General features: G+C 74.3%; 20 protein-coding genes and 6 pseudogenes. 13 read left to right on the top strand and 13 right to left on the bottom strand.

Annotated elements, in window-relative coordinates; translation table 11 throughout:
• Positions 1-11 precede the first annotated feature (11 nt).
• On the top strand, positions 12-224 hold the full coding sequence (locus tag QQY24_RS14560) for a hypothetical protein (RefSeq protein WP_301973108.1): 213 nt from the start codon (positions 12-14) through the stop codon (positions 222-224).
• Between the two features lie 24 nt (positions 225-248).
• On the opposite strand, the gene QQY24_RS14555 is transcribed toward QQY24_RS14560, so the two are convergent.
• The 3 genes from QQY24_RS14555 to QQY24_RS14545 form a co-directional block, all read right to left on the bottom strand.
• Positions 249-899 carry a hypothetical protein gene (locus QQY24_RS14555; RefSeq protein ID WP_301973107.1) on the bottom strand — a complete coding sequence of 217 codons (651 nt, stop codon included), beginning with the start codon at positions 897-899 and terminating at the stop codon, positions 249-251.
• Positions 900-1,014: 115 nt separating this feature from the next.
• Positions 1,015-1,716 (bottom strand): GntR family transcriptional regulator, encoded by a 702-nt coding sequence (locus tag QQY24_RS14550; protein WP_301973106.1) that lies wholly within the window; start codon positions 1,714-1,716, stop codon positions 1,015-1,017.
• A gap of 142 nt (positions 1,717-1,858) precedes the next feature.
• Positions 1,859-3,217 (bottom strand): aspartate aminotransferase family protein, encoded by a 1,359-nt coding sequence (locus tag QQY24_RS14545; RefSeq protein WP_301973105.1) that lies wholly within the window; start codon positions 3,215-3,217, stop codon positions 1,859-1,861.
• A 328-nt stretch (positions 3,218-3,545) separates the two neighbouring features.
• On the opposite strand from QQY24_RS14545, the gene QQY24_RS14540 reads away from it, so the two are divergent.
• On the top strand, positions 3,546-5,555 hold the full coding sequence (locus tag QQY24_RS14540; protein WP_301973104.1) for a serine/threonine-protein kinase: 2,010 nt from the start codon (positions 3,546-3,548) through the stop codon (positions 5,553-5,555).
• A gap of 22 nt (positions 5,556-5,577) precedes the next feature.
• On the opposite strand, the pseudogene QQY24_RS14535 reads toward QQY24_RS14540, so the two are convergent.
• Positions 5,578-6,328 (bottom strand): annotated as a pseudogene (locus tag QQY24_RS14535) (SLATT domain-containing protein).
• Between the two features lie 375 nt (positions 6,329-6,703).
• Between QQY24_RS14535 and QQY24_RS14530 the strand changes: the two are divergent.
• The 7 genes from QQY24_RS14530 (at position 6,704) to QQY24_RS14500 (ending at position 13,251) form a co-directional block, all read left to right on the top strand.
• Positions 6,704-7,048: a YbaB/EbfC family nucleoid-associated protein gene (locus tag QQY24_RS14530; RefSeq protein ID WP_301973103.1), complete on the top strand. Its 345-nt coding sequence runs from the start codon at positions 6,704-6,706 to the stop codon at positions 7,046-7,048.
• Between the two features lie 51 nt (positions 7,049-7,099).
• On the top strand, positions 7,100-7,699 hold the full coding sequence (gene recR / locus QQY24_RS14525; protein ID WP_258777573.1) for a recombination mediator RecR: 600 nt from the start codon (positions 7,100-7,102) through the stop codon (positions 7,697-7,699).
• On the top strand, positions 7,692-8,348 hold the full coding sequence (locus QQY24_RS14520) for a DUF5063 domain-containing protein (RefSeq protein ID WP_301973102.1): 657 nt from the start codon (positions 7,692-7,694) through the stop codon (positions 8,346-8,348). Before recR ends, QQY24_RS14520 begins: the two co-directional genes overlap by 8 nt.
• A 171-nt stretch (positions 8,349-8,519) precedes the next feature.
• On the top strand, positions 8,520-9,797 hold the full coding sequence (locus tag QQY24_RS14515) for an aspartate kinase (RefSeq protein ID WP_301973101.1): 1,278 nt from the start codon (positions 8,520-8,522) through the stop codon (positions 9,795-9,797).
• Positions 9,794-10,867 carry an aspartate-semialdehyde dehydrogenase gene (locus tag QQY24_RS14510; protein ID WP_301973100.1) on the top strand — a complete coding sequence of 358 codons (1,074 nt, stop codon included), beginning with the start codon at positions 9,794-9,796 and terminating at the stop codon, positions 10,865-10,867. The genes QQY24_RS14515 and QQY24_RS14510 overlap by 4 nt, the downstream gene beginning before the upstream one ends.
• A gap of 402 nt (positions 10,868-11,269) precedes the next feature.
• A complete protein-coding gene (locus tag QQY24_RS14505; protein WP_301976249.1) occupies positions 11,270-11,902 on the top strand; it encodes a SigE family RNA polymerase sigma factor in 633 nt (210 codons plus the stop codon).
• Positions 11,899-13,251, top strand: coding sequence for a hypothetical protein (locus QQY24_RS14500; protein ID WP_301973099.1), 1,353 nt, complete (start codon positions 11,899-11,901; stop codon positions 13,249-13,251). The genes QQY24_RS14505 and QQY24_RS14500 overlap by 4 nt, the downstream gene beginning before the upstream one ends.
• 64 nt (positions 13,252-13,315) lie before the next feature.
• Here QQY24_RS14500 and QQY24_RS14495 read toward each other — a convergent pair whose 3' ends face one another.
• Positions 13,316-14,179 (bottom strand): SURF1 family protein, encoded by an 864-nt coding sequence (locus QQY24_RS14495; RefSeq protein WP_301973098.1) that lies wholly within the window; start codon positions 14,177-14,179, stop codon positions 13,316-13,318.
• A gap of 191 nt (positions 14,180-14,370) precedes the next feature.
• Between QQY24_RS14495 and QQY24_RS14490 the strand changes: the two genes are divergently transcribed.
• Positions 14,371-16,179 (top strand): prolyl oligopeptidase family serine peptidase, encoded by a 1,809-nt coding sequence (locus QQY24_RS14490; RefSeq protein WP_301973097.1) that lies wholly within the window; start codon positions 14,371-14,373, stop codon positions 16,177-16,179.
• Positions 16,180-16,257: 78 nt separating this feature from the next.
• Here the strand turns inward: QQY24_RS14490 and QQY24_RS14485 are convergent, their stop codons facing one another.
• The gene (locus QQY24_RS14485; protein WP_301976248.1) at positions 16,258-18,114 is read right to left on the bottom strand and encodes an NAD-binding protein; all 1,857 of its coding nucleotides are present in this window, start codon (positions 18,112-18,114) and stop codon (positions 16,258-16,260) included.
• A 410-nt stretch (positions 18,115-18,524) separates the two neighbouring features.
• Here QQY24_RS14485 and QQY24_RS14480 point away from each other — a divergent pair.
• The 3 genes and pseudogenes from QQY24_RS14480 to QQY24_RS14470 all read left to right on the top strand — a co-directional run.
• Positions 18,525-19,534 (top strand): annotated as a pseudogene (locus QQY24_RS14480) (permease).
• Positions 19,531-20,313, top strand: a complete 783-nt coding sequence (locus tag QQY24_RS14475; RefSeq protein WP_301973096.1) for a TIGR03943 family protein — start codon at positions 19,531-19,533, stop codon at positions 20,311-20,313. The pseudogene QQY24_RS14480 and the gene QQY24_RS14475 overlap by 4 nt, the downstream one beginning before the upstream one ends.
• A gap of 146 nt (positions 20,314-20,459) precedes the next feature.
• Positions 20,460-20,665 (top strand): annotated as a pseudogene (locus tag QQY24_RS14470) (IS5/IS1182 family transposase); the annotation flags it as partial.
• Positions 20,666-21,455: 790 nt separating this feature from the next.
• Here the strand turns inward: QQY24_RS14470 and QQY24_RS14465 are convergent.
• From QQY24_RS14465 to QQY24_RS14435, 7 genes and pseudogenes are all read right to left on the bottom strand, one after another.
• Positions 21,456-21,857 (bottom strand): annotated as a pseudogene (locus tag QQY24_RS14465) (hypothetical protein); the annotation flags it as partial.
• A gap of 282 nt (positions 21,858-22,139) precedes the next feature.
• Positions 22,140-22,274, bottom strand: a complete 135-nt coding sequence (locus QQY24_RS14460; protein WP_301973095.1) for a DUF397 domain-containing protein — start codon at positions 22,272-22,274, stop codon at positions 22,140-22,142.
• Positions 22,234-22,704 (bottom strand): annotated as a pseudogene (locus QQY24_RS14455) (DUF5753 domain-containing protein); the annotation flags it as partial. The gene QQY24_RS14460 and the pseudogene QQY24_RS14455, both read right to left, overlap by 41 nt.
• A gap of 242 nt (positions 22,705-22,946) precedes the next feature.
• Positions 22,947-23,840 (bottom strand): phosphorothioated DNA-binding restriction endonuclease, encoded by an 894-nt coding sequence (locus QQY24_RS14450; protein ID WP_301973094.1) that lies wholly within the window; start codon positions 23,838-23,840, stop codon positions 22,947-22,949.
• Between the two features lie 241 nt (positions 23,841-24,081).
• A pseudogene (locus QQY24_RS14445) lies at positions 24,082-24,309 on the bottom strand (hypothetical protein); the annotation flags it as partial.
• A 104-nt stretch (positions 24,310-24,413) separates the two neighbouring features.
• On the bottom strand, positions 24,414-24,638 hold the full coding sequence (locus tag QQY24_RS14440; protein WP_301973093.1) for a hypothetical protein: 225 nt from the start codon (positions 24,636-24,638) through the stop codon (positions 24,414-24,416).
• A 4-nt stretch (positions 24,639-24,642) separates the two neighbouring features.
• Positions 24,643-25,203, bottom strand: a complete 561-nt coding sequence (locus QQY24_RS14435) for a DUF5994 family protein (RefSeq protein ID WP_301973092.1) — start codon at positions 25,201-25,203, stop codon at positions 24,643-24,645.
• Between the last annotated feature and the right edge of the window lie 202 nt (positions 25,204-25,405).

The raw sequence follows: 25,405 nt of genomic DNA, 5'->3' as shown, positions 1-25,405 counted from the left end.
GCACTGGAGGCATGAGCGCGCACCGGGACGTACGGTGCCGGGGCCCGTACGGCGGTGAGGGCGGCCGGTCCGGCGGGAGCGGCTGCGGCGCCCCCGCGGTCTTCGAGGCCGCCCGGCACGGCAGGCCGCCGCTGCGGGTGTGCCCGGTCCACCTGGGGCCCGCGCTGCTGCTGGGCGGCGGGGTGCTGTGGCCGCCGGGCATCTCGATGACCGGCCGGCCCTGACGGCGGCCGGAGCCCCGCCGGTGCTCAGCTGAACACGATCATCGACCCCTGCGCCAGGGACCGCGTCGCCGCCGCGTGCAGGCCCAGCCACACGTGCCGTTCGCGGGCGAAGGGGCTGGGGTCGTACGGCGCCGGGACGGCCGGCTCCTCCAGCTCGGTGGGGCCGGCGGGCGGCTGTGGCGCCGCGGGCGGGTTGGCCGGATCGATGCCGATCGACGGCGCTACGTACTCCAGTTCCCGCAGCAGGGCCTGGGCGGAGCCCAGGGGGCCGCCGCCCGCGAGCAGTTCGTCGTTCGACAGCGGGTGCGGGAAGTCCACGGGCACGTACGCGCCCGCGTGGTCGTAGTGCCAGACCAGGTGGGACTGCTGGGCGGTCGACTCGAACATCTCCAGCAACTGCTCGTAGTCGCCGCCCAGGTCGTCCACCGGGGTCACCGGCAGCCCGCACACCTGGAGCAGGTAGACCCGGCGCAGGAAGTGCAGCGCGTCGTAGTCGAATCCGGCGACCGGCGCGACCTCCCCGGACAGGCCCGGCATGTACTGGTACACCGGCACCGGCGGGAGTCCGGCCGAGGCCAGCGCGTTGTTGTAGTGCGCGAGTTCCTCGGCGAACGGGTTGTCCGGCGTGTGGCACAACACGTCGACGAGCGGTACCAGCCACAGGTCACAGGCCAAAGAGGGCTCCTCACACAGCGGGGCGGTCAGGAAAGGGAAGGGTAGCGGTGCGGCGCGGGGTCGGCTCCCCCCGTGCGGGACGTGCGGACGACGCGGACGTGCGGTCCGCCGCCCCTCACGTCCGGCCGGCCTGCGCCAACTGCTCCACCAGGGCCAGGGAGTGCGCGTTGGCCTCGGCGACGATCGCGCGGGCGGTCTCCTCCTCGCGGCGGGCGAGCGCGTCGACCAGCTCGGTGTGCCCGGCCCACAGCCGGCCGCGCACGTCGGGCAGGCGGCGCAGGTGCTGCACCGCGCACACCCAGGACCGCACCCGCAGCCGGTGCAGGAAGTCGGCGAGGTAGGGGTTGCCGAACAGGCCGCTCAGCTCGTGCCAGAACCGCAGGTCGTAGCCGATGAGCACGGTCAGGTCGCCGGCCGCCGCGGCCCGCTGCGCCTCCTCGCCGCGCCGGCGCACCACGGCGAGGGCCGCCGCCGTCCGCGCGCCGTCGGTGCCGGAGAGGGCCGGGTGGCCCGCGGCGAGCGCCCGGAACATGCCGTCGGTGACCAGGCTGCGGGCCTCGATCATGCCCCGGTAGTCGGCGGGGGTGCACTCCGGGACGCGGAATCCGCGGTGCTGGTCGGCCTCCAGGACGCCCTGCGCGGACAGGTCGACCAGCGCTTCGCGGACCGGGGTCGCCGAGACGCCGTACTGCTCGGCGATCTCCTTGACGGTGAACGCGCTGCCCGGCCGCAGCCGCCCCGCCAGGGCCTCGTCGCGCAGCGCGTCCGCGATCTGCTGGCGCAGGGTGCTGCGCGTCACGGCGCCGGTGCCGGGCATCGTCGAGGCTCTCCTCACGCGTTCGGGTGACGTACTCGTACGCACTCGCCTGTCTCCTACGAGCACGTCACCTTAATCGTTCACGCCCCGCCCGGGCAGGAGCGGCCGGACCACCCGCCGTGGCCGTCCGCGGCCGGGGCGCTCACCGCACCGTGTGCTCGTCGGCCACGGTCAGCGCGGCGTCCAGCGCGGCCAGGCCCTCCTCCAGCTCCTCCTCGGTGACCGTGCACGGCGGCACCACGTGGGTGCGGTTCATGTTCACGAAGGGCCACAGCCCGTGCCGCTTGGCGGCGGCGGCGAACGCGGCCATGGGGGCGTTCGCCTCGCCGGCCGCGTTGTACGGCACCAGCGGCTCGCGCGTCTCCCGGTCGCGCACCAGTTCCAGCGCCCAGAACATGCCGGTGCCGCGCACCTCGCCCACGCTCGGGTGCCGCTCGGCCAGCTTCGCGAGCCCGGGGGCGAGGACCGACTCGCCGAGCCGCCTGGCGTTCTCCACGACGCCCTCCCGCGCCATCACCCCGATCGTGGCGACGGCGGCGGCGCAGGCCAGCGGGTGCCCGGAGTAGGTGAGCCCGCCCGGGTACGGCCGCTTGCCGAAGGTCTCCGCGATCCGCTGCGAGATGGCGACACCGCCGAGCGGCACGTATCCCGAGTTCACGCCCTTGGCGAAGGTCATCAGGTCGGGCACGACGCCGAAGAGGTCGGCGGCGAACCACTCACCGGTCCGCCCGAACCCGGCCATGACCTCGTCCAGGACGAAGACGATCCCGTGCTCGTCGCAGATCTCCCGGACGCCGGCCAGGTAGCCCGGCGGCGGCACCATGATGCCGGCGGTGCCGGGGATGGTCTCCAGGACGATCGCGGCGACCGTCCCCGGGCCCTCGAAGGCGAGCGTCGTCTCCAGGTGCTCCAGCGCCCGCGCGCACTCCTGCTCCTCGGTCCCGGCGTAGAAGCGGGAGCGGTAGAGGAACGGCGCCCAGAAGTGGACGACCCCGGCGGCGCCGCTGTCGGAGGCCCAGCGGCGCGGGTCGCCGGTGAGGTTCACCGCCTGCTGGGTGCCGCCGTGGTACGAGCGGTAGGCCGAGAGCACCTTCGGGCGGCCCGTGTGCAGCCGGGCCATGCGCACCGCGTGCTCGACGGCGTCGGCGCCGCCGTTGGTGAAGAAGATCTTGTCCAGGTCGCCGGGCGTCCGCTCGGCGATCAGCCGGGCCGCCTCCGAGCGCGCCTCCACGGCGAACGCGGGCGCGAACGTCGTCAGGCGCGCGGCCTGCTCCTGGATCGCGGCGACGACCTCGGGGTGCTGGTAGCCGATGTTGGTGAAGACGAGCCCGCTGGTGAAGTCCAGGTACCGCTTCCCGTCGTAGTCCCAGAAGTAGGACCCCTCGGCGCCGGCGACGGCGAGCGGGTCGATGAGGTCCTGCGCGGACCAGGAGTGGAAGACGTGCGCGCGGTCCGCGGCCTTCACCGCGGCGCCGGCTTCGGGATGGGGCTGAGGGGTCATGCCCGCGAGGGTAGAGGTCCGGGACGCGGAGGGGGTACCGGCGTCCTGTTCCGTGGACGGGGCGGTTCCGCGACAGGGTGTCGACCCCGCCGGCGGTGCCGGGGCCGCCCGGCGTCCGGCCGCACCGGCCGCCGGTGCGGCCGGCGGTGGCCCCGGACCGGCCGTGACGGGCGGGACGAGCTGTTACGGAACCGTAGACGCCGGCCCGGGCGGCCCCCGGCGCGCCCGCACTATCCTCGGTGCGTCGCAGGTGCAGGGGCCGCGCGAGCGGGATGCGCGCACGGGGTGCGGGTACCGGGGGCGCGCGCTGGGGAAGGCGGGGCGGTTCATGGAGAAGCCGGGGGCGGGGGATCCGGTGGGGGTCCCCCCGGGCGTTCAGCCCTGGGGGAGGATCGGCGGGTACCGGCTGCTGGCGCGGCTGGGCGCGGGCGGGATGGGGCAGGTGTACCTGGCCCGGTCGGACCGGGGCCGTACCGTCGCCGTGAAACTGGTCCGCGAGGAGCTGGCCGAGCAGGAGGAGTTCCGGGCGCGGTTCCGGCAGGAGGTGGAGGCCGCGCGGCGGGTCGGCGGGTACTGGACCGCGCCGGTGCTGGACGCGGACACCGAGGCGGCGGTGCCGTGGGTGGCCACCGGGTACGTGGCCGGGCCCAGCCTCGAACGGGTCGTCGGGCACGACCACGGGGCGCTGCCCGAGCGGTCGGTGTGGATCCTCGCGGCCGGGCTCGCGCACGCGCTGAAGGACATCCACGCGGCGGGCATCGTGCACCGGGACCTCAAGCCGTCCAACGTGCTGGTGACCATCGACGGGCCGCGGGTGATCGACTTCGGGATCGCGCGGGCGCTGGAGACGTCGGCGGGGGACGGGCTGACCCGGACCGGCTCGCTGGTGGGGTCGCCCGGGTTCATGGCCCCGGAGCAGGTGCGGGGGGACCGGATCACCCCGGCCTGCGACGTCTTCTGCCTCGGTTCCGTGCTGGCCTACGCGGCGACCGGGGCGCAGCCCTTCGGCGGCGCCGACAGCGGGGTGCACGCCCTGATGTTCCGCATCGCGCAGGAGGAGCCGGACCTGGAGCGGGTGCCGGAGGGGATCGCCGACCTGATCCGGGACTGCCTGAGGAAGGACCCCGCCGCGCGGCCCTCGCTGGACGCGGTCCTGGAACGGACGGGCGCGGAGGACACCGTGTCCGGGGGGCGCTCCCGCGACCCCTGGCTGCCGGCGGCGCTGGTGGCCCAGCTGGGGCGGCACGCCGTCCAGCTGCTGGAGGTGGAGGACCCGCAGGGGGAGACCGCGCGGTCCGCACGCCCCGCGCGGCCGGCGTCACCGGACGGGGACGGCCCCGCTGCGGCGGACGGGCCGCCGGCGGGTGCGGGCGGTTTCGGCCCGGCGAACGGCCCGGCGGTGGACGCGGGCGGCGCGGGGGGTGCGGACAGCGGGCCGGCCGCCGCCGTGCCCCCGCCCGCCCGGGCCCAGTGGCCCGGAGGCGGTCCGGGCGGGGCCCCGGAGCACGGGCAGCCCGTCCGCCGTCCGCCCGCCGTGGTCAACGGGCGGACCCCGCCCGCCGGGCCCGCGACGCCTCCCGCGTACGGCACCCCCGGCCCGTACGGCCATCCGCAGCAGTACGTCCAGCAGCATGCCCTGCCCGCCGCGCCCCCGGCCGCGTCCCCCGGTCCCTACGGGTATCCGCAGCAGCCGTACCACCCCTACGGCGGCGACCCCGGCTCCACCCCGCCGTACGGGCCGCCACCGGTCGCCGCCGGGCAGGAGCCGGAGCGCGGGAACGGGCGCTCCACCGCGCTGCTCGTCGTGATCGCGCTGGTCGTGGCGCTGGGCGCCGGCGGTTCGGTGTACGCGCTGATGCAGCGCGGCGGCGCCGGGGACGACGGCAGGGCCGGCCCGGTGCCGACCGTCACCCGCGCCTCGCCCACGACGTCCGACCCGCCCGCCCCGACGACCCCGGTGCCGACCTCCTCCGCTCCCTCCGACGGCGCGGTCCCGGCCGCCTACCTGGGCACCTGGCGGACCACGATCGAGAACTCCGACGGCTCCGCCACCCGCGAACTCACCATCCGGCAGGGTGAGGTCGGCGACACGGTCCTCACGCTCGTCGCGGACGGCCCCGCCGCGGGCGGCACCTACCACTGCGTCTTCGAGGCACCGCTCGCCGGGGAGCCGGGCGGCGACGGCCCGCTGGAGATCGGGCCGTCCACGGTGACCAGCGGCGAGCCGGCGTCGTCCTGCTCCCCGGGCGAGGCCACGGAGGTCGCGCTGCTGTCCGACGGCCGCCTGAGGCGGACGAAGGCGGGCGGCGGGGAGAGCCTGACCTACACGAAGCGGTGAGCCGTGCCGGGGGCGGGCGCCCTCACCGGGGCTCCGGCGGCCGCTGCCTGGGCATGTTCGGGCGGGCGCCGCTCGCGGGCGGCAGCGGGAACCTGCCGGCCGGGGCCCCGGCCTCCGGCCGGTGACCGCAGGACACCGCCGCCTGGATGCCCAGCGGGGCCGGTCCGGTCCGGAACTCCACCATCCAGTCGGCCGTCTCGGTGCGCACCAGCTCCGTCACGTCCTCCGAGAACCGCCGCAGCATCCCCAGGCACCGCTCGGCGGCCTCGCCCGCCGTGCCCTCGGCCGGCCCCAGCACCTCCCGGACGCTCTCCGAGGCCCAGTCGAACTGCAGCGACTGCAGCCGGCGCTGCACGGCCTGCGCGGTGGCCACGTCCCGCATCCACCCGGAGGCTGACGCCGAAGAACCGGTCGACGCCGGCGCACGCCCCCGCGAGCAGCAGCGCCAGGTACCCCCAGGGCGCGGCCCCGCCGGCCACCCCGGTCAGGTCCAGCAGGGGCAGCGTCGCGCCGGCCACGGCCCCCGCCGCCGCCCCGGCGCGCAGCGCGCGGGCGCCCCGCCTCTTCCACACCCGGTCCGCCAGGTACCAGGCCGCCGTCCCCAGCGCGCCGTGTTCGACCCACCGGTACAGCTCGTCGAGCCGTTCGGCGGGCTCCCCCCAGTCCCCGAGCGGGAACACCCGCCCGGACAGGTCGTCCGGCCGCAGCCCGGCCGCGCCCTCGCCCCGCCCGTCCTGAGGCGGACCCTCGGGCTGCATCTCCGGCTGACCCACCCGGCACTCCCTACTGAACACGACACGAACGCGGCGCCGGTCGCGGCACCGGACCCGGCACGGCGCACGGCGGGGTCCACGGAACGGACCCCGCCCGGTCACGGTGCGTCACGTCACCTGCCGGCGCGGGGCACCCTTCCTACCGCCCAATGGGTGGCCCGCACGTGGCTTTCCCGGTTGTTCCGCCCGTAAGTGCGTCTTGATCAGGTATACGCCGGGCATCCGTCTCACCCGAAAGAGTGGCGCGGCGATGGCCGCGTGGACCACGTAGGCTCGTGCACAGCGGTGAACGGCGCGGCACGGCGGGAAGACGCAGACCCGTAGCGCACCAAGAACGCCAAGAACGCCAAGAACGCCAAGAACCAGGAGCTGATCGTGATCCCCGGTGGTGGCCAGCCCAACATGCAGCAGTTGCTCCAGCAGGCCCAGAAGATGCAGGAGGACCTGCAGCGGGCGCAGGAGGAACTGGCGAACACGGAGGTCGACGGACAGGCGGGCGGCGGCCTGGTGAGGGCCACCGTGACCGGCTCCGGCGAGCTGCGCGCGCTGAAGATCGACCCGGAGGCGGTGGACCCGGAGGACACCGACACCCTCGCCGACCTGATCGTGGCGGCCGTACAGGCGGCCAACGAGAACGCGCAGGCGCTCCAGCAGCAGAAGCTCGGCCCGCTGGCCCAGGGACTGGGCGGCGGGAGCGGCATCCCCGGTCTGCCGTTCTGACGCCCGGCCCACTACCGTACGTACCGAAAGGTCTCCAGGAAGGGCAGTCCGTTGTACGAAGGCGTGGTCCAGGACCTCATCGACGAGCTGGGGCGGCTGCCCGGCGTCGGTCCCAAGAGCGCGCAGCGGATCGCCTTCCACATCCTGCAGGCCGAGCCGACGGACGTGAAGCGGCTCGCGCAGGCCCTCCTGGAGGTGAAGGCGAAGGTCCGTTTCTGCGCGGTCTGCGGCAACGTGGCACAGGAGGAGCTGTGCAACATCTGCCGCGACCCGCGCCGCGACCCGTCGGTCATCTGCGTGGTGGAGGAGCCGAAGGACGTGGTCGCGGTGGAGCGCACCCGCGAGTTCCGCGGCCGCTACCACGTCCTCGGCGGAGCGATCAGCCCGATCGAGGGCGTGGGCCCCGACGACCTGCGCATCCGGGAACTCCTCGCGCGGCTGGCGGACGGGACGGTCACGGAGCTGATCCTGGCCACGGACCCCAACCTGGAGGGCGAGGCGACGGCGACGTACCTCGCCCGGATGATCAAACCCATGGGCCTGAAGGTCACCCGCCTGGCCAGCGGCCTCCCGGTGGGTGGCGACCTGGAATACGCGGACGAGGTGACCCTCGGCCGCGCCTTCGAGGGGAGACGACTCCTAGATGTCTGACGCCACAGTGCACGACGCGACGCGGAACCCGGACGACTTCGCGGTCCAGATCGCGGACCAGATCGAGAGCTTCCTGGTGGCCGTCACGGAGGTGGCGAGGGGCGACGAGCCCGACTCGGCCGTCCCCTTCCTGCTCCTGGAGGTCTCCCAGCTGCTGCTGGCCGGCGGCCGTCTCGGCGCCCACGAGGACATCCTCCCCGACGAGCGCTACGAGCCCGACCTCGGCCCCGAGCCGGACGTGGACGGACTGCGCGAGAACCTCGCGCGCCTGCTGGAGCCGATCGACGTCTACTCCGAGGTGTTCGACCCCTACGAGCCCCGCAGGGCGCCGGTGCCCGCCCGGATCTCGGACGACCTGGCCGACGTCATGACCGACCTGCGCCACGGCATGGCCCACTACCGCGCCGGCCGCACCACGGAGGCCCTGTGGTGGTGGCAGTTCTCCTACTTCTCCAACTGGGGCGGCACCGCCTCCGCCACCCTGCGCGCCCTGCAGTCCCTGGTCGCCCACGTCCGCCTCAACCAGCCCCTGGAGGAACTGGACGGCCTGGACACCGACCAGGAGATCGGCGACGAGACCCTGGAGATCGAGGCCGGCCGCGTGATGGCGCAGGAGATCGGCGGCCCCCTGGGGCTGCAGGGCGCGTAGCGCGTCCCTCCGGGCCGGCGGCGCGGTGTTCCGGGGCGGCCCGCACCCGGTGGGCGTCGCCGTGCGGGTGCCGGCCCGGACGGCCGATGTCTCACCATGCGGGAGCAGGACGGTGAAATTCGGACGCTCGATAGACTGGGCCGACACACACGAACCGAGCGAGGAGCGCACGTGGGCCTTGTCGTGCAGAAGTACGGAGGCTCCTCCGTAGCCGATGCCGAGGGCATCAAGCGCGTCGCCAAGCGGATCGTGGAAGCGAAGAAGAACGGCAACCAGGTGGTTGTCGTCGTTTCCGCGATGGGCGACACGACGGACGAGCTGATCGATCTCGCCGAGCGGGTGTCGCCGATGCCTGCCGGACGCGAGTTCGACATGCTGCTGACCGCCGGAGAGCGCATCTCCATGGCCCTGCTGGCCATGGCGATCAAAAACCTGGGCCACGAGGCCCAGTCGTTCACCGGCAGCCAGGCGGGCGTCATCACCGACTCGGTCCACAACAAAGCCCGGATCATCGACGTCACGCCGGGCCGCATCCGCACGGCGCTGGACGAGGGCAACATCGCCATCGTCGCCGGGTTCCAGGGCGTCAGCCAGGACAAGAAGGACATCACCACGCTGGGGCGCGGCGGGTCCGACACGACCGCCGTGGCGCTCGCCGCCGCGCTCGACGCCGAGGTCTGCGAGATCTACACCGACGTCGACGGCGTGTTCACCGCCGACCCGCGCGTGGTGAAGAAGGCGAAGAAGATCGACTGGATCTCCTTCGAGGACATGCTGGAGCTCGCGGCCTCCGGCTCCAAGGTGCTGCTCCACCGCTGTGTGGAGTACGCGCGCCGGTACAACATCCCGATCCACGTCCGCTCCTCCTTCAGCGGGCTGCAGGGCACGTGGGTCAGCAGCGAGCCGATCGAGCAAGGGGACAAGAAGGTGGAGCAGGCCATCATCTCCGGTGTCGCGCACGACACCTCCGAGGCCAAGATCACGGTCGTCGGCGTGCCGGACAAGCCGGGCGAGGCGGCCGCGATCTTCCGGACCATCGCCGATGCCGAGATCAACATCGACATGGTCGTGCAGAACGTGTCGGCGGCGTCCACGGGACTCACCGACATCTCCTTCACCCTGCCGAAGACCGAGGGCCGCAAGGCCATCGACGCGCTGGAGAAGAACCGCTCCGGCATCGGCTTCGAATCCCTGCGCTACGACGACCAGATCGGCAAGATCTCCCTGGTCGGCGCCGGCATGAAGACCAACCCGGGCGTCACCGCCTCCTTCTTCGAGGCGCTGAGCGACGCGGGCGTGAACATCGAGCTGATCTCGACCTCCGAGATCCGCATCTCCGTCGTCACCCGCAAGGACGAGGTGCCGGACGCCGTGCGCGCCGTGCACACCGCCTTCGGGCTGGACTCCGACACCGACGAGGCCGTGGTCTACGGAGGCACCGGCCGATGACGCCGCGCCCGACGCTCGCGGTCGTGGGAGCGACCGGGGCCGTCGGCGCGGTCATGCTCGGGATCCTGTCCCAGAGGGCGGACGTCTGGGGCGAGATCCGTCTGGTCGCCTCGCCGCGCTCGGCCGGCCGCAAGCTGACCGTGCGCGGCGAGGAGGTCGAGGTGGTGGCCCTGGGCGAGGAGGCCTTCGACGGGGTCGACGTCGCGGTGTTCGAGGTGCCCGAGGAGGTCTCCGCCCGGTGGGCGCCGGTCGCCGCCGCGCGCGGCGCGGTCGTCGTCGACGACTCGGACGCCTTCCGGACGGACGCGGACGTGCCGCTCGTCGTCCCCGAGGTCAACGCGCACGCGGTGCGCTCGCGCCCGCGCGGGATCGTCGCCGGACCCGGCTGCACGACCCTGTCGATGATCGTGGCCCTGGCCGCGCTGCACGCCGGGTTCGGGCTGCGCGGGCTGGCGGTGTCGTCGTACCAGGCGGTGAGCGGGGCCGGGCGGGCCGGCGTGGAGGCGCTGCGGGCCCAGCTGTCCCTGGTCGCCGGCACCGAGCTGGGGACCGGCCCCGGTGACGTGCGGCGGGCCGTGGGGGAGGCCACCGGGCCCTTCCCGGAACCGGTCGCGCTGAACGTCGTCCCGTGGGTCGGGTCGCTCCGGGCGGACGGCTGGTCGTCGGAGGAGATGAGGGTGCGGGCCGAGTCCCGCAAGGTCCTCGGGCTGCCGGCCCTGCCCGTCGCCGTGACCTGCGTGCGCGTGCCCGTGGTCACCGGGCACTCCCTGACCGTGCACGCCCGCTTCCAGGACGAGGTGACGGTCGACGGCGCCCGCGAGATCCTCGCCACCGCGCCCGGCGTGGTGCTCTGCGACGACCCGGCCGCCGGCGAGTTCCCCACCCCCGCCGACGTGGTAGGCACCGACCCGACCTGGGTCGGCCGGGTGCGGCGGGCGCTGGACGACCCGAGCGCGCTCGAGCTCTTCGTCTGCGGCGACAACCTGCGCAAGGGTGCCGCGCTGAACACCGTGCAGATCGCGGAGCTGGTGGCGGCCGAGATCACGGGCCGCCCGCCGGGCCGCGGCTAGACCCCGGACCGCTTGTCGTACGCATTCAGGAAATGTGGCCGGAAGCATGGTCCAAATCACTTGAGCCGGGCCCGCCGCCGACAGAGGATTTTCCTCCCCGTCCCCCGCAACCGCGTGGAGGGCGGGGAGCGTCTTTGCGGACACCGTCGCGGGGCGCGTGGGGATCCTGGCGTGGGGACGCCGTGATCGGGGCGTGGGGACGCCCGTTCAAATGGGATACAAGGGAAGAGCGGGACACATGACGGCACTTGAGGCACCGTCGGTTGTCGCACATGTGACGCCCGGCACGTACAACCCTGACGGGGGGAAGCGTGTCCAACTGGCGTGGCAGAGGTATTCGAACTCAGTGCGGCCCGCGGCACCGCGGCCCTCCGGCCGCCTCGCGCGGCCCTCCGGCCGCGCCTGCCCGGAGCGTCCGGCGGCATGCCGGTGATCGCGCCCATGCCCGCAGCGCGGCCCGCCCGCATACCCGGCCAGCGCGACGGCTCCGACGACATCGCGACCGTCGCCACCACCACGGACGGCGCGCAGCCCGTGGTCGCCGGCACGACCGTCGACCACCTCACCGAGACCTACCGCGCGCACTACCGCTCGCTGCTCCGCCTGGCCGCGCTCCTCCTCGACGACACCGCCTCCTGCGAGGACGTCGTCCAGGAGGCCTTCATCCGCGTGCACTCGGCCCGCAAACGCGTCCGCGACCGCGAGAAGACCCTCGCCTACCTCCGGCAGACGGTCGTCAACCTCTCCCGCTCCACGCTGCGCCGGCGCATCCTCGGCCTGAAGCTGCTCTCCAAGCCGATGCCCGACATGGCGAGCGCGGAGGAGGGCGCCTACGACCGGCTGGAGCGGCGCGACCTCATCAAGGCGATGAAGGGCCTGCAGCGCCGGCAGCGCGAGGTCCTGGTGCTGCGCTACTTCGCGGACATGACCGAGGCGCAGGTGGCCGAGACGCTCGGCATATCGCTGGGCTCCGTGAAGGCCTACGGCTCGCGGGGCATCGCCGCGCTGCGCGTGGCGATGGAGGCGTCGGCATGAGCGCGCGCACGGAAGGGGGCGACTCCCATGAGCGGCACTCCCACGAGCGCCACGAGCCCTACGCCTGGCACGAACCGACCGGGCACGACCAAGAGCACATGCCACCGCACGCTGGGAACGGAACTGTGAACCACGGCCCCGAAGACAAGGGCCCCACGGGCAAGGGCCTCGACGGCAGGAGGGCCGGCGGCACCGGTCCGGACGGCGGGGCATCCGACGGCACGGCATCCCGTGGCCCCGGCCACGACGACGAGGGCCGCGACGGCGGTGCCGGCGGCACGGGGCTCCCCGGCGGGGCCCTCGACGGCACCGGCCCGCGGGACGCCGGGCTCGGGCTCGCCCCGGACGAGCTGGTCCTGCGCCGGATGCTGCACTCGGCGGTCGACGACGTCGCACCGCGCGCCGGCACGCTCGACCACCTGCGCCGCGCGGTTCCGGCCCGCCGGGCGCGCAAGCGCCAGGCCCTCGTCGGCATGGCGGCCGCGGCCCTGTTCGTCGGCACCGCCGTCCCGGCGCTCATCCACGTCTCCCACTCCGCCGGCTCCGACCCCAACACCGCCATGGCCGGCCAGTCCTCCCAGACCCAGGGCGCCGGCGGCCGGGGCAAGAACGTCGACGCAGGCTCCGGCTCCCCGCAGGACGAGGGCGGCACCTCCACCACGCGGGGCGGGGCCGGCGGCAAGGGCGGCACCCGGGGCGGGAGCGGCGGCGACGGCACCGGCCCGTCCAGCGGCGCCGGCCCCTCCGCCACCCCGGCCGCGGGCGCCCCGCTGTGCACGACCGCCCAACTGGGCTCGCCCACGCAGAGCGTCGGCGCCCCCGACTCCGCGGGCGTCGTCTACGGCACCTTCCGCGTCACCAACGTCTCCGCCACCGCCTGCACGGTCCGCGGCGCGGGCTCCGTGGACGTCAGCGCGCAGGGCGCGGCGGAACCGGCCCTGGTCAGCGGCGCGCGGCACGTGGCCGGGGACGCGGCGGCCGGCCTGCCCGACCCCTCGCTGGAGGCCGACGGTCTAGTCCTGAAGCCGGGCGCCGCCTACGAGGAGAAGTTCGCCTTCGTACCCTCCCAGACCTGCCCCACCACCGGCGGCGGCACCACGGGCGGCACGACCGGTGGCGGCACCCCCTCGCCGGACCCGTCCCCCAGCCAGGACGCCAGTGCGACCGGGGGCACGGACACCAGCGGCACCCAGGGCGTCACCCCGCAGCTCGTCACCGAGGACGGCACGGCCGACGGCAGCGTTCTCGTCACCCACACCGCCGAGGGCGGCTCGCCCGCGGTGACGGCGGTGGTGACCGGCGCGTGCGCGGGGACGGTGTACTACACCGGGCTCCTGGCGGCGTCGTAGCGACCGGGGGAGGCGGCGCCGCGGCCCCCGGACGGCGCCGGCGGTGCCGCCTGCGCCGCCACGCTCAGACGGTGCCGGCGGCGGAGGCGCTCCCCTGCCCGGGAGCGGCGTCGTCCCGCCCGGGGGCCGCGCGGTCCCGTCCGGGGGTCCCCCCGCCCCCCTCGCCCTCCTCGGGCACCAGGCCGAGCGCCGCGTCGCGGGCGGACTCCGCCTCGCGGCGCAGCAGCCGGAACCACATGAAGACCACGAAGCCCGCGAAGACGAACCACTCCCCGGTGTAGCCGAGGTTCTGGAACGCCTTCAGGTCCAGGCCGGTGCCCTCCGGCACGGTCGCGGGCACGGTCTTCATGCCCGCGTCGGCCCGGTCGAGGGTGACCCAGGCGTCGTACAGCCGGTACGGCACCAGGTTCACCAGCGAGGCCGAGCTGATCGCCGCCGTCTGCCCGGCCGGCAGCCCGCCCCGGGCGCTGACCCCGTCGTCACCGGGGGTCTCCGACGCCTGCAGCGCGCCGGTGACGGTGACCTGCCCGGCCGGCGGGGCCGGCGCCCCGGCCGCGTCCGCCGTGCCGGGCAGCCAGCCGCGCACGACCGGCAGGGCCCTGCCCGAGCCGGTGCGCAGCAGCGTCAGGACGTAGAAGCCGCGCTTGCCGTCCAGCTCCCGGCCCGGCACCAGGAGCTGCTCGCCGTACCGGCCGCTCGCGGTGACCCGCCGTCCCGAGGTGCTCTTGTCGACGGGCAGCATCCGGTCCAGCGGCCGGGCCTCCTCGTGCCGGCCGGCGGCGACCTGCTCGGTCGCGGCGCGGTGGTCCTGCACCCGCCCCTCGAACCGGCTCAGCTGCCACGACCCCATGAAGACGCAGAACGGGATGGCGAGCAGCACGAAGACGTTGATGCCCCACCAGCGGGGTGTCAGCAGAAACCGGTACACGCCCACAACGGTACGGCGCCCGCGGCCGGGGGCCGGCCCGGGGGTGAGCCGTTTCCCGCCGGATGGCGCGGGCCGGCCGGCGGCATCCGGCGCGGCGGACGCGGACGGGCGGGGAAAGTCGTCCGCGGGCTGCGCGCACTCGCCAGCGCGAAGTGGGTGCGACCAGGCACTATGGGCGCATGACTGGGGCCATGAGTGACAGCAGGACGCCGGACGCGCCGGACATGCCGGACTGGGAGAAGCGCTTCCGGGCGCCGCGGGTGTCGTTGCCCGACTGGGCGGAGGACGCACCGGACCGCTCCCTGTTCGTGTCGAACGCCACGGGGACGTACGAGCTGTACGCGTGGGACCGGGCGAGCGGCGAGCAGCGGCGGGTGACGGACCGGCCGAACGGCACGACGGACGGCGTGCTCTCCCCGGACGGCGCGTGGATCTGGTGGTTCGACGACAAGGACGGCGACGAGTTCGGTGTCTGGCGCCGCCAGCCCTTCGGGGGCGGCCCGGACGAGCCGGCCGTCCCCGGCCTCGGCCCCTCCTACCCGGCCGGCCTGGCCCTGGCCCGCGACGGCCGCACGGCGGTCGTCGGCCGCTCGACCGACGACGAGGGCACCACGATCCACCTGGCGCGCGAGGGGGAGACGCCCGTCGTGCTCTACCGGCACCGCGAGTCGGCGGGCGTCGGCGACCTCTCGCACGACGGCTCCCTGATCGCCGTCGAGCACACCGAGCACGGCGACGCGATGCACGCGGCCCTGCGCGTGTTGCGCCCGGACGGCACGACGGTCGCCGAACTGGACGACACCAGGGGCGGCACGGAGGAACTGGGCCTGGAGGTCCTGGGCTTCGCCCCCGTCGACGGCGACACCCGTCTGCTCGTCGGCCACCAGCGCCGTGGCCGCTGGGAGCCCCTGGTGTGGGACGTGGTCACGGGCGAGGAGACGGACCTGCCCCTCGACCTGCCCGGCGACGTGAGCGCGCAGTGGTACCCGGACGGCGCGGCCCTGCTGATCGCCCACAGTCACGAGGCCCGCAGCGAGCTGTACCGCTACGACCTGGCGGCGCGCGCCCTGGCCCGCATCCCCACCCCGCCCGGCACGGTCTCCGGGGCGACGGCCCGGCCCGACGGCAGCGTGGAGTACCTGTGGTCGTCGGCCGCCGAGCCGTCCGTGGTGCGCTCCACGGCCGGCCGGATCGTCCTGGACCCGCCCGGCATGAAGTGCCCGCCGTCGGTGCCGGTGGAGGACGTCTGGGTGGAGGGCCCCGGCGGCCGCATCCACGCCCTCGTCCAGAAGCCGGCCGGCGCGACCGGTCCCCTGCCCACGGTCTTCGACCTGCACGGCGGCCCCACCTGGCACGACAGCGACTCCTTCGCCGCGGGCCCGGCGGCCTGGGTGGACCACGGCTACGCGGTGGTCCGCGTCAACTACCGCGGCTCCACGGGGTACGGCCGCGCCTGGACCGACGCCCTCAAGCACCGGGTCGGCCTGATCGAGCTGGAGGACGTGGCCGCGGTCCGCGACTGGGCGGTCTCCTCCGGCCTCGCCGACCCCGAGCGCCTGGTCCTCACCGGCGGTTCCTGGGGCGGCTACCTCACCCTCCTCGGCCTCGGCACCCAGCCCGGCGCGTGGGCGGTGGGCATAGCGGTCGTGCCCGTCGCGGACTACGTCACCGCCTACCACGACGAGATGGAGGCGCTGAAGGCCATGGACCGCACCCTGCTCGGCGGCACCCCGGAGGAGGTCCCGGACCGCTTCGCGGCGTCCTCCCCGCTGACCTACGTCGACCGGGTGCAGGCCCCCGTCTACATCTCCGCGGGCGTCAACGACCCGCGCTGCCCCATCCGCCAGATCGACAACTACGTCGAGCGACTGGAGGCACGCGGCGCGGTCCACGAGGTCTACCGCTACGACGCGGGCCACGGCTCCCTGGTGGTCGACGAACGCATCAAGCAGGTGCAACTGGAGATGGAGTTCGCGGCGAAGCACTTGCCGGGAGCGTAGGGGGCCCTCCGCTCACCCGTCCCGGCCGGACCCGGTGAGCGGTGGGCGGGGCCGGGGTCCGGCGGCGGGCCCCCGGCGTCAGCGCAGCGCCGCCAGCCCCCGTCGCGTGGCGGCGACGACCACCCGGTCCCCGGCCCGCAGCACGTGCTCGCCGCCCACCCCGGCCCGCCCCTCCAGCGCCAGCACCCTCCACTCACCGGCCCGGAACGCCCCGGCCACGGTCCGCCCCTCCAACTCCGGCCGCCCCGCCACGTCGACCGCGGCGAACAGCAGCACCCGCCGCTCCACGGCGATCGCCCCCAGCACCTGCCGGCCCAGCATCGCCCCGGCGAAGGCCGGCGCGGCCAGGTGCGACACGCTCCGGCTGCGCGTCTGCGCCTGCGGGTGCGCGGCCCGCAGCGTCCGGTACACCGCCGTGGCGAAGTCGTCGTCGTACAGCCGCAGCACCACCCGGAGGTCCGGCCGCACGGACCGCGCGTACAGCACGGCCTCCAGGTTCGTCGTGTCCGAGCTGGTCACCGCCAGCAGCGCGTACGCTCGGTGGATCTTCGCCGCCTCCAGCACCCCCTCCTGCGTGACGTCCCCCAGCACCACGGGCACCCGCAGCCGCCGCGCGGTCGCCAGTCCCCGCGCCTCCGGATCGGACTCCACGCACACCACGGGGATGTGCAGCTCCCGCAGCCGCGTCAGCACCCGCGTGCCGATCTTCCCGAGTCCGAGCAGCACCACGTGCCCGCCGAGGCCGCGCGGCGGCTTGCGCAGCGCGGAGGCGGTCCGGAAGGTCCCCAGCCCTTCGAGCACGGCCGCCAGCAGCACCGGCAGCAGCAGCAACCCGACCAGTCCGGACAGCAGTTGCAGCACCTGCCGCCCGGTCGACTCCCCGATCGCCGGATCGTCGATCGCGAACAGGTCCAGCAACGTCAGGTAGAAGGCTCCCAGCGGGTGGACCCCGGTCACCACCCACAGCGCGACGGCGAGCGCGACCACGCACCCCACGAGCCCGGCCAGCGACCACCGCAGCCGCCGTGAGAACAGCGAGGCCAGCGGCGGCACGACCCCCCTCGCCCGCCCGGTGCCGTCCGACGCCGGCCCGTCCGACGCGGACACCTGCTCCAGGATCAGGGCGGCCCGCCCCCCGGCCCGCCGCACGTCCTCGTCGTCCGGCAGCAGCACCGGCTCCTGCTCCGCCCCGCGCCCGGTCCCGTCCGCCGTCCCGGCGCGCTCGGCGCCGCTCGCCGAGAGCAGCGCCAGCGTGCACAGCCCGGCCCCGGCGGCCCGGGCGCCGTCGGACGGCCCCCGTTCCACGGCCCGCAGCAGCAGCCCCTCGGTCTGGACGACCCGGGTGGTGCCGGCGACGGCACCGGCGGCCAGCGCGGGCGCGGCGGTGTCGGCGTCGGACAGCACGGTCGTGGACGCCTCGGCCCCGCCACCGTCCTCCCCGGCCGCCAACGCGGCGGTCTGGTCCAGGAGTTCCTCGATGTATTGCCCCAACCGCCGGTTGTAGAGCCGCAGGACCAGCCGCAGGCGCGGGTTGAGCCGGCGGGCGGTCAGGGCGGCCCGGATGTTGGTCTCGTCGTCGTCGTACACGAGCGCCAGCGCGGCGGCCCGTTCCACCCCGGCCCCGGACAGGACGGCCTCGGAAAGGCCGGCGGCCTCCACCACCGTGACACCGTCGCCCTGTTGCCCGCTCCCCGCGCCGGCCCCCTGTCCCGCGCCCCCGGCACCGGTGACGTGCGCGGTGCCGGCGCCCCGCCCGACGGTGACGCCGACCACCCGGTCGAACAGCGCCGCCGAGGCGGTCCGGGCCCGCCCGGCCGCGGGGGGCCGCACCGCGCTCTTGTCCGGCGGCACCACCAGGGTGACCCGCTCCCGGTGGACCCCGCCCAGCTCGGCGGCCAGCCGGTACGCCAGCCCGTCGTCCCCGCACACCACCATGTGCGCGACCGGCCCACCGGGCCCCGCTTGATTCGGCACGCTCCCCACGGGACAGAAGACTGCCCCAGGCCGACGACCGGTTCCAGCGGGGACCGCGGCCACCGCCGCCCGCGTTGAGACGCGGCCGCCGACCGCCCGTACTGAGGGGGAGGCAGGCCCGCCGTCGCCGCTTCGTGGGAGGTACCCGGCTCGTGTCCAGCACCGAAACAGCGCCCTCGACGGGAGAGGAGCACCGGCCGCCGGAGAAGCCGAGGCCCCCGGAGGCGTCCTGCGCCCCGCCCGCCCCGTCCCCTCCACCCTCCGCGCTCGCCCCGTCCCCTCCACCTTCTTCCGCGTCCGTCCCGTCCGTCCCACCCTCCCCGTCCGTTCCACCCTCCCCGTCCGTCCCACCCTCCTCGGACGTCCCGTCCTTGCCGGGCGGGCCGGTCCCCGGCACGGCCGGTGCGAGCCGGGGCCGGGCGGACCGCGACGGCCACCGGCCGGATTCCCCCCTCCTCCTCGTTCTGCTGCTGGTCGGACCGGTGGTGCTGCAGGGGCCGATCCGCGGGGCGCTGGCCGGGCCGGTGATGCAGAGCTGGATGACGGTGTTCGTGGCCGTGGTCGTGCAGGCGCTGCCGTTCCTGGTGCTGGGCGTGCTGCTGTCGGCGGCCCTGGCCGTCTTCGTCCCGCCGTCGTTCTTCGCCCGCGCGCTGCCCGGCCGCCCGGCGCTGGCGGTACCGGTGGCCGGGCTCGCGGGCGCGGTGCTGCCGGGCTGCGAGTGCGCGTCCGTACCGGTGGCCGGCGCCCTGGTCCGCCGCGGGGTCACCCCGGCCGCGGCGATCGCGTTCCTGCTCTCCGCCCCGGCGATCAACCCGGTCGTGCTGACCGCGACGGCCGTCGCCTTCCCCCACGACCCCGCGATGGTCCTGGCCCGGTTCGCCGGGAGCCTGCTGGTGGCGTGCACGATGGGCTGGCTGTGGCAGTGGCTGGGCCGCACGGACCGGCTGCGCCCGCCGCGGCACGCGGCGCACGAGGGGGAGACCAGGGGGAGGCGTTCTGGGGTTCGGTCCGGCACGACACGGCGCACGCGGGCGGCTTCCTGGTCCTGGGCGCGACGGCCGCGGCGACGCTGAAGGCGGTGGCTCCGGCGAGTTGGCTGCGGACGGCCGCGGACAATCCGGTGGTCGCGGTGCTCGCCCTGGCGGTGCTGGCGGTGGTGTTGTCGATCTGCTCGGAGGCGGACGCCTTCGTCGCGGCGTCCCTCACCCAGTTCTCCCCGACGGCCAGGCTGGTGTTCCTGGTGGTGGGACCGATGATTGACCTCAAGCTCTTCGCCATGCAGGCGGGCACCTTCGGCCGGGGCTTCGCCCTGCGCTTCGCGCCCGCCGCCTTCGCCCTGGCCGTCGCGGGCGCGGTCCTGACCGGGACGGTGCTGCTGTGAACCGGCAGGCCCAGGCGGCCGTGCTGTTCCTCCTGGGAGCGGCCCTCCTGCACGCGGCCACCACCGACCTGTACCTGCGCTACGTCAAGGCGGGCCTGCGTCCCCTGCTCCTGGCGGCGGGCGCGGTCCTGATCGCGACGTCCCTGGCGACGGCACGGTACGAGTGCGGACGCGCCCGGAAAGCCGCCCGGAAAGCCGCAACGGCCGGCACCCCGGCCGGGACCCCCGGCCCCGCCCACGCGCACCCGCGGTCCGCGCCCGCCGGCCCCCACCCCGAACCCCGGGGCGCCTGGCTCCTGCTGCTCCCCCTCCTCTCCCTCATCCTCGTCGCCCCGCCGGCCCTCGGCTCCTACAGCGCCGTGCGCGCCGGCACGGCCCTGCAGAAGCCGTACGGCTACGGCCCCCCGCCCGCCGGCGACCCCGTCCCGCTCACGGTGGTCGACTACGCCTCCCGCGCGGCCTACGACCACGGCCGCTCCCTGCACGGCCGCCCGGTCCGCGTCACCGGCTTCCTCGCCCTGGACCGCACCGGCGCCCCGTACCTGGTCCGCATGGCCCTCAACTGCTGCGCGGCGGACGCCCAGCCCGTCAAGATCGCCCTGACCGGCACACTGCCCCCGGTCCTGCGCCCGGACGCCTGGCTGGAGGTCACGGGCACCTACACCCCCGCCCTGACCCACGACCCGGTCAACGACGGCCCGATCCCGTACCTGAGGGTCACCTCGTCGAAACCGGCACCCACCCCGCACGACCCGTACGACGAGACCTGGAACAACTGAAGCCGGGCCCCGTTCGCGCGGACCGCGCCCACACACCGGCGAGGCGTCGCCGCCCCGACCCACCCCCCGCACCCGGAGGAACCTTCACCCGGCAGCACCGGTGACCCGGAGGGCCCGGAGGGCCCTGGTACCCCCTGGCAGTTCGAAAGCCGGAGGACCAGCGGGCCAACCGTCGACGCAAAGGCAGTACGGCGGCAGGCCCACCGGCTTCGATCGCGACCGCTGCCGGCGTCGCAACGAGGTCGAGCGAACCACCAACCGACTCAAGAACTTCCGCGCCGTCGCAACCCGTTACGACAAACCGGCCCACGTCTTCCCCGGCACCGTCACCGCAGCAGCGGTCCGCCTATGACTCAGACCGTGATCCTCAGGACAGTGCCTCGTCGTGCTGCGCGGATCCGGGCCGCACCCGCATGACCCACATGTGCCCGGCCAGACCAATCGATACTCGCACCATCGCGTCAGCCCATGCTGGCAAAACGCTGCCCCCGGCATTCCACCCCAGGCTCCAGAAGAGGAGCGAACTCAGTGCGCCCGCCGCTACGACTGCGCTCCCGTACCTGACGGGTGCCGTGCGGCCCCTGCCCAGCCAGGCTCCCAAAAGCCCAGCCGGGACCTGCACCGTCACATGGAGACTCGCGCATGCCAGCGGCACGGCGAGGAGGAGGGCGAAGGGGGCATCCGCAGTGGGATCGCCTGGCGAGGTCGCATAGCCGAAGTCCAGCATCCACCACGGGGGCACCAAGAACGTGAGCAGGAGTACGGCCCCGCTCAGATGCATGGCGCCAAGGTGCCGCAGGGCCGAATGCGAAGTCCCGGCGCTTCCCCTTCCGGCAGCCGGACCATTGGTCCTCTCGCCCATGTCTCCCCTCCCGCCGCCCTGTGCAGGCGTGGGACATCGTAGTCAGGCGGTTGCCCCGTCCTCGCGGGGCGCAGCACGTCCCGCACGGGAGTCGTCACGGTCCGCCGGACACGTCCTGGTTCCGTGGCGTTCGTAGACGGGCCGGACGCGACCAGCGTCCGCAGCAGCTTCCACCGGTAGTCGGGTACCACCTCGTGGAGGGGGCCTGACCGTCCCGGGCTCTGCGCAGATCCCCGGGGCCCGCTTCAGTGGTGGGCGTCGCGTTCTCGGTTGCGGACGGCTTGCGGGGCCGGTGCGGCTTCGGCGGATTCGGCGGGCCGTCCGGGTCCGCGCCGCCGCGGGAACGTCGTGGAAGTACGTCCGGGTGCGGACCTGCCCGGTGGGCGTTCGCTCGCGGCGGCGCTCCAGGTACCCGGCCGCTTCGAGCTCCCTGAGCGCTCGTGAGATGAGGATCTCGCCCTCGCTGAAGTGCTCGCACAGGGCGGCGATGCTCACGGGGAGCCGTCGGGCGGGGAGGAGATGTACGCCGCGACGCCCACCGTGACCGCGCTGCCGCGCCGCTGGGCGAGGGCGTTGGAGATCACGGTGAAGTCGGCCTCAGCCGGGTGCGGACGTGGATCACGCCGGAGGTCGGAGCTCCGGCGCCGGCGCGCAGGCGCGCGTTAGACTGCGGGTCAGCCATCGGGAAGTGCGTTCTTCCTGATCGGTCAGGCCCTCGATCGGGATGCCAGTCCCGGCCGGGGGCCGTCGTCTGTGTGCGGTTGTCGCGGCGAACGTAACCGTCCGCGTCCCGGACCTGCAAGCCGGTCACCCGGACGGGTGGCGCAGGCTTCCTCGCGGGGGAGGGTGGGTGGGCGGGTGGTTCTGTCCCCCGGTTCTTTCAGGAGGTCAGCGGCTCGCCGGGTCCTCGCGGACAAGGACCCGGTGCGCCCGGAAGACGGCCGGGGGCCGGCGTCCGGCCGCTTCAGGGACGGTGGTGCCCGGCCTTCAACCCGCCTATGAAGGCGGCCCAGACGGCGGCTTCGAAGCACAGCGCCGGACCGTGCGGGACCTTGCTGTCACGGACGGGGACGACGGCCCCTCGGAACCCGTCGGCCACCTCCGCGCAGTCGCCCCCCTCCTGATTGCTGTAACTGCTCTTGCGTCAGGCGGCGCCGGTCGGATCGGGACGGGACCTTCGCTCCACGGTGGTTGTCCTCCATCACGGATCGGATCACGTCGAGCGGCATGAGCGGGGGCAGGGCTGCCGCCCGCAGCCGATCGTAGGTCAGCGCGAAACTCCCCACCTCGTCCGGATCCTCGATGAGTTGGCCGTAGTGCGCGCCCTCCGTGTAAGCGGTCTCCGAGCCGTCCGGCATGGTGAGCACCGTGAGCGAGCCGCCCATGACATCGTGCTCGCCCTGGTGGAACGGCAGTACCTGCACGGTGGTGTGCGGCTCCTCCGTGGTCCTCAGCAGCCGCGCCAACTGCTCACGCATCACCACCTGGCCACCGATGGGACGCCTGAGCACCGCCTCGTCGAGAACCAGCGCGCCGTGAAGCGGTGAAACAGCCGGTGACGGGGGTGCACGCGATGCGGTGGGGGGCCTCGACCGTTTTCCGGCCGAGGCCCTTTCCACACGTGCGTGGCCTCCTGCACCTCGACGGGGCGGGAGGTGGAGCGTTGCCCGGGGCGACGGACCGGATCACGCACGCGCGTTTGAAGCAACATGAGGAGCGATCGGGGCTGCTAGGTGCACCCCGCCCTTGACGTCCCGCGCTGAACACCGGGTCAGGCGGCCGTCGGGCGGGGGCTGCCGTGGAAGACCTGGCTGGTGTGCCAGGAGCGGTGGGCTGCCGCAATGGGCGGGATGCCGGGTTGGGGGCCTATGAGCGGACGGCCCGCGAGCGCCGTCACATGCTCGCGGGCAATCTGGCTGCGACCGGTGAATCGCTGCGAGACCAGGATGCGGTGGCCGTCACCTATGCCGAGGACGCCCTTGTCGAGGAGTTTGTGGTGCAGCGAGCACAGGCACAGTCCGTTGTCGACGTCGTCCGGGCCGTCGAACGCCCACCAGCGCACGTGTGCCGCCTCCAACCCCACGGGCGCCGTGCCGATCATGCCGTCGTAACCGCAGAAGGCGCACTGGTACTCGTACGCGGTCAGCACCACCTCCCGCATCCGGCGGTCCCGCTGCCGCCTCTCGGGCGCTGCCGGAGCGTTGGTCTCCGCCAGTTCCGGTTCCAGGCCCACCGCGTCGCACAGGTCCTGGTGCAGCGACGCCGGGAAGTGCAGATCCAGCAGCACCCTTGCCATGCGGCCCAACAGCGACGGTTCCCGCCGGAGCGCCACCTGAAGGTCCGGCGCCAGCCGCCCGGTGGCCCGGCTGGCCCGTAGTTCCCGCACCCCGGTGCCCGGGCTGCCAGCGCCGTGCTCGGTCCGCACTTCCCACACCCCGTCGCTGACCAGATGGTGGAAGGGGTAGGCGGGCGTGGTCCCGCGCGGCGGACCGTACTCCACCAGCAGTTTCTTCAGATCCGACTCCACCGCGCTGTACGGCAGCTCGTCCGCGGCATCCGCCTGAAAACGGCCCAGCGCGTACAGCAGCAGCAACGGCTTGTGCGGCGCCCGCGCACCATCCCGACTCCACTGCCTCAGCTTCGCGGCACGCTCCAGCCAATCCATGACCGTGATCGTAGTGATGCTTGGCCGCACATCATGCTGTCCGGGCCGCAACTCCTCCTGCGCCCGCGACCGGCGCACCGGCTTCGCCCACGGGCTTGCCGGCCCGCCGTTCCAGTGCCTGGGGTTCCTCCGGTCGCCGCCTCTCGTGCGGCACCGACGGAAACCCGTACGTCTGGGGCAGCGTCCTTCTCCCACCGAGGCCCGTCTCCCGGATTTCGTCCGGGTGTGGGTGACCGTCCCGGGAGGACTGGCTGGTCAACAGCCAGGTACGCACCGCCTCCGCCATGCGCGTGGTGTCCACGGTGAGGTGGAGGCGTGTTCCGCCGTCGGTGGATGCGGGGTAGCCGCGCGCCCCGGTGGTGGCGAAACAACGCCGGAGAACCTCCGTGACCTGGCGAGCCGCCTCCGGGTCCGCGGCGACGACACGGACCTCCGCGTGCCCGGCTGACGGCGGTTCCGGTGACTTCACGGTGTCCCTTGCTCCTGCAGGAAGTCGTGCAGCGGGGGCGACGTGCCGATGGGCGTGACGGCCGTCGCCTCACACCCACCCCGACTGGAAGCAGGTCTGCGGCATCAGCGGCCCCCCTGTCGGTGCTCACGACGTGTGGTGTCGGCCGGAGGGCCGTTCGACACGGTGGCGCCCGGGCCCTTACGGGTCCGCTGACGGATTCCCGGCAGGGCATCGCTGTAGCGGAACGCCCCGATCCTCTCGGCGTGCTGCACGTTGAGCCGGTGGATCAGGAACATGCCCGCGACGATCACGAAGAGGATCACGGCAACGGTGACGGCCGTTTCCACGTCTTCATCCCCTCAGGGCGGAACGGAGGACCCCGGTCGCGGCTCCTGCCGTCGAAGCGGCTCCACCGTCGGTCTCCCCTTCCTCTTCCCGGATCTGAGTACCTGTCGCGTCGTGGCTGATGGCCTCGTCGGCCATCAGACCGCCGGCGGTGCGGATACCTCTCGGAACGGTTGCCGCTGCCATCAGCCGGGCGGCGGCGGCCGGGTCCGTCTGCGGAGGGATCACCAGCAGGTCCAGGCGGCCCACCGCGTAGGACAGGAGGATCACTTTGTTCGGGTCCTGCTCGGCGGCGAACCAGCCGACACGCACCGTGTGCCCCGTGACGGGGACCTTGCGCGGGATGACGGGCCAGTGGGTCGGGTTCACGGTGACGTGGGTGATCCGGCCCCAGCACGCGTCCAGCGCGTCCGTCAGAGTGGGGATCTCGCGGAGGAGATCACGGGAGCGGGGCCACCAGGCACCGTCCAGGAGACCTGGAACCGAGCCGGCCGGCGCCAGGGACAGCCGGGCCGGCGCCGACAGCAGTCGCTCTTGAATGATCGTGGGTTCGATGGTCGCGGTCATGACGCGGACCTGTCCCCGAGCCTCCTCGCGGAGGCCGGTGTTGTTGCTCGCCGAGAACGGCACCGGCGTGGCGGCCGGTGTGCGAAGTACTCCCGGTGCTTTCACTCTACGCCGCTGCGGAGGTCCCGGGACATGTGCGTGAACAGGCATTGCACTGATGGGCAACGAGGCCCGGGACCGTCGGCGCGGTTGCTGCGGCGAA

Origin of the sequence: Streptomyces sp. TG1A-8 (assembly GCF_030499535.1) — a bacterium.
In the GTDB taxonomy this organism is placed as follows: domain Bacteria; phylum Actinomycetota; class Actinomycetes; order Streptomycetales; family Streptomycetaceae; genus Streptomyces.
Note: the sequence above shows the minus strand (reverse complement) of the source record. Positions and strands in the feature narration are given on the sequence as shown.